Raw genomic sequence first — 3296 nt, forward strand, 5'->3', positions numbered from 1 at the left:
GGGAGACAACATGAGAACCCGCATCCCCAACAGCCTGCAGTCTCGCGTGCGCGAGTTCTTCGAGGCAAACCAAGACGAGGAACTCACATTCGAGGACATCTGCACGAAATTCGGCTGCTCGATTAACGCGGCGCGCAACGTCGTTTACACGCTCGTGCGGTTCGGCAAGGTCGAGAGCCTCCACGTCATCCGCCCGCGTGCAATGGGCGCAAGGAAGGACTCATGACCGTCAAACAACGCATCATCGCCGCCGTCGCCGCCTGCGGCCCGCGCGGCGCCCGGCAGGCCGAGATCGCCGCGGCATCCGGCATCACGATCAACCACGTCAGCGCCGAACTCAAGCGCTTGTGCGCGGCCGGGCAAGTTTTTTGCATCGGCTCACGCAAGCACTCGCACTACTTCCCGGACGCATCGAGCGCGGCGGCATTCACCCCGTTGTTCGAGGCCGAGCAGGCGGTGCTTGCGCAGGCCATCAAGGATGCCGACCTCATGCGCAGGCGGGCCGCGCACCGCAGGAAATCCGCCGCCAAGCCCAGCAAGCCGAGGAAGGCTCGCGCGCCGAACAAGACGCCAAAGCCGGCTGTCAACCACTGGCGCCAGGACAACACCAAGCCTTCCACTCAGACGATCAAGGCAGCGGTAGTGGTGATCCCCGTGGGCCTCAAGCCGACCATCTGCCCGAGCGGCAAGGATCATCGGTTCACGGTGACGGGGCCGGTGGTTGGTGGGTTCAAGACGCTCGGAATCGGCCGGTATCTGGAGGCCGCATGAGCGTCCGCATCCCCCTCTCCGGGCAAAGCCGATTCCATAGCGCCGTCGAGTCGTGCGCGAACGTGGCCGTTGGATACGCCGTCGCGCTGCTCTCTCAACTCGCCATCTTCCCGATGTTCGGCATCCATGTGCCCCTGTCCACGAACCTCGCGATCGGGGCTTGGTTCACCGTCATCAGCCTCGTGCGCAGCTACGTGATCCGGCGCTGGTTCAACGGGCTCAAGTTCAGGAGCCGGGCATGAGCGTTCGCGTCCTCCAGGGTGATTGCAGGGCTGTGATGGCCACGCTGCCGGAGGCATCGGTGGACAGCATCGTGACTGACCCGCCCTACGAACTCGGCTTCATGGGCAAGTCGTGGGACTCGACCGGCGTTGCCAACGACGCGAACACATGGCGCGAGGCGCTGCGCGTGCTCAAACCCGGAGGCCATCTTCTCGCCTTCTCAGGCACTCGCACCTATCACCGCATGGTGTGCGCCATCGAGGATGCTGGGTTTGAGGTGCGCGACCAGATCGGTTGGGTGTTTGCCAGCGGCTTCCCGAAGTCTCACAACGGTGAATGGGGCGGTACTGCGCTCAAGCCGGCATGGGAGCCAATCTGCATGGCCCGCAAGCCGCTCATCGGCACCGTCGCGGCGAACGTGCTGGCGCATGGCACAGGCGGCTTAAACATCGACGCGTGTAGGGTGCCACATGTGCCCGTCGAGGGCGGGACGCTCGCGCAAAACAGCCACCTACGGGCGTCCATCCGCCGCGCTGCAGGCGACTCGATGTTCGGCAACACGGCCGAGAGCGAGGCGGCGATGACTGCGACCGGCCGCTGGCCCGCCAATCTGATCCACGACGGCAGCGATGAGGTGCTGGCGGTGTTTCCGTTAGACCGCAGCGCCGCTCGGTTCTTCTACTGCGCCAAGGCCGACCGCGCCGACCGCAACGATGGCCTGCAAGGAATGCCAGAGTCGGTCGTCAGTGTTTGGGGCGGCGATGAGGATCTGAGCATCGGCAAGAAAAGCACGATGCCACGCGCGAACCATCACCCAACAGTAAAGCCCACCGACCTGATGCGCTACCTGTGCCGGCTCGTCACCCCAAAGGGCGGCACCGTGCTCGACCCGTTCATGGGCAGCGGCAGCACCATGAAAGCGGCGGAGCTTGAGGGCTTCGACGGCATCGGGATCGAACTGTCTGCCGAATACATCGAGATCGCCCGCCGCCGCATCGCCGCTGATGCACCGCTGTTTGCAGAGGTGGAGGCGGCATGAGCAAGCGAGTATTCCGCCTCGTCCATCTGCAGGCCCGGCAGAACGCTGCACGGTGCATTGCAGAGGCGCCAGAGGGCTACGTGGTCACGGTGGCCGAGCCGACGCGCTCAGGCGACCAAAACGCAGCCTTGCACGCCCACCTGAACGAGATCGCCGACCGCTGCGAATGGGCCGGCCGCCGCTGGGACATCGAGACATGGAAGCGGCTGCTCACGGCCGCATGGTGTCGCGCCACAGGTGAGCCGGTCGTGATGCTGCCGGCGCTCGACGGCGCTGGGGTTGACATCGTTTTCCGCCGGACATCGAGCCTGAGCAACAGCGAATGCAGCGAGTTGATCGCCTTCATCGAAGCGTGGGCTGCGCATCAGCCCGCTATGCAGAAAACGGAGGACGCATGAACGATTGGCCGATCCTGATGTACCCGGACGATCCAGAGGACTGCGCGGCCTACGCGCTGACCTCGGAGCGCCTGCTAGCCGTGCTCGACCGCATCAAGCCGAACCCGTTGGCCGCGATGTGCTCGCACAAGGACGCGCACTCACGCGAGTGGACCGAGCCTGCGCCGAGCACCGCAAAGCCGGCGCTGGCCGGGCTGGGCGTGGAGCAGGCGTTCGATCAGCGGCTAGGGGCGTGGAAGCCGTGAGGCGTGCCCATCGCATCGACGCCAACCAACCCGACATCGTGGCCGCACTCAGAGCCGCCGGGGCTACCGTTTGCAGTCTCGCGGGAGTGGCTGACGGCGTGCCGGATTTACTGGTCGGCGCCTCCGGCAAAACCGCGCTCATCGAAGTCAAGGACGGCTCACGCTGCCCGAGCGAACGCCGGCTCACTCCCGATCAACGCAAGTGGCGTGCCGAATGGCAGGGCGGGACGCTGGCGGTTGTGTGCGACGTGGAATCTGCCTTGCGGGTGCTGGCTGTCATGAGGGCGGGAGATGAGCCGGCGACCCATTCGGCGCGGGTGGACGTTGCCGCATGACCACTTTCCCGAAAACCGCCTACATCCGCAGCCCGGCCCTGATGCGCGCCTACCGCGAGATTCCTTGCCAAGGCAACAGCAAGAGCGAAGGCGCTATCTGTGGCGCCATCGACGGAACAGTGTGTGGGGCGCACAGCAACCAATCCGTGCACGGCAAGGGCCGCTCGATCAAGGCGAGCGACGACAAGTGCGCAAGCCTGTGCCACCGCTGCCACACCAAACTCGATCAGGGCCCATTCCTGTCGCGCGAGGCACGCCGGCAGATGTGGCAGCGAGCACACGAGCG

The 3296-nt window shown here is 65.4% G+C and carries 7 protein-coding genes and 1 pseudogene; all 8 read left to right on the plus strand.

The window, feature by feature from the left end:
- Positions 1–226: hypothetical protein (locus tag H0W38_RS19255; protein ID WP_292457184.1), on the plus strand; the 226-nt coding region annotated here is incomplete at its 5' end.
- A complete protein-coding gene (locus tag H0W38_RS19260) occupies positions 223–771 on the plus strand; it encodes a hypothetical protein (protein WP_292457185.1) in 549 nt (182 codons plus the stop codon). The genes H0W38_RS19255 and H0W38_RS19260, both read left to right, overlap by 4 nt.
- On the plus strand, positions 768–1013 hold the full coding sequence (locus H0W38_RS19265; RefSeq protein ID WP_292457187.1) for a hypothetical protein: 246 nt from the start codon (positions 768–770) through the stop codon (positions 1011–1013). Before H0W38_RS19260 ends, H0W38_RS19265 begins: the two co-directional genes overlap by 4 nt.
- Positions 1010–2032 carry a site-specific DNA-methyltransferase gene (locus H0W38_RS19270; protein ID WP_292457190.1) on the plus strand — a complete coding sequence of 341 codons (1023 nt, stop codon included), beginning with the start codon at positions 1010–1012 and terminating at the stop codon, positions 2030–2032. The genes H0W38_RS19265 and H0W38_RS19270 overlap by 4 nt, the downstream gene beginning before the upstream one ends.
- Positions 2029–2430, plus strand: a complete 402-nt coding sequence (locus H0W38_RS19275; protein WP_292457193.1) for a recombination protein NinB — start codon at positions 2029–2031, stop codon at positions 2428–2430. Before H0W38_RS19270 ends, H0W38_RS19275 begins: the two co-directional genes overlap by 4 nt.
- On the plus strand, positions 2427–2675 hold the full coding sequence (locus H0W38_RS19280; protein ID WP_292457196.1) for a hypothetical protein: 249 nt from the start codon (positions 2427–2429) through the stop codon (positions 2673–2675). The genes H0W38_RS19275 and H0W38_RS19280 overlap by 4 nt, the downstream gene beginning before the upstream one ends.
- 86 nt (positions 2676–2761) lie before the next feature.
- Complete coding sequence (locus tag H0W38_RS19285; protein WP_292457199.1) at positions 2762–3010, plus strand: hypothetical protein; 249 nt, start codon at positions 2762–2764, stop codon at positions 3008–3010.
- A pseudogene (locus tag H0W38_RS19290) lies at positions 3007–3296 on the plus strand (hypothetical protein); the annotation flags it as partial. The gene H0W38_RS19285 and the pseudogene H0W38_RS19290, both read left to right, overlap by 4 nt.

Origin of the sequence: Methylibium sp. (assembly GCF_013817365.1) — a bacterium.
Taxonomy (GTDB): domain Bacteria; phylum Pseudomonadota; class Gammaproteobacteria; order Burkholderiales; family Burkholderiaceae_C; genus Methylibium.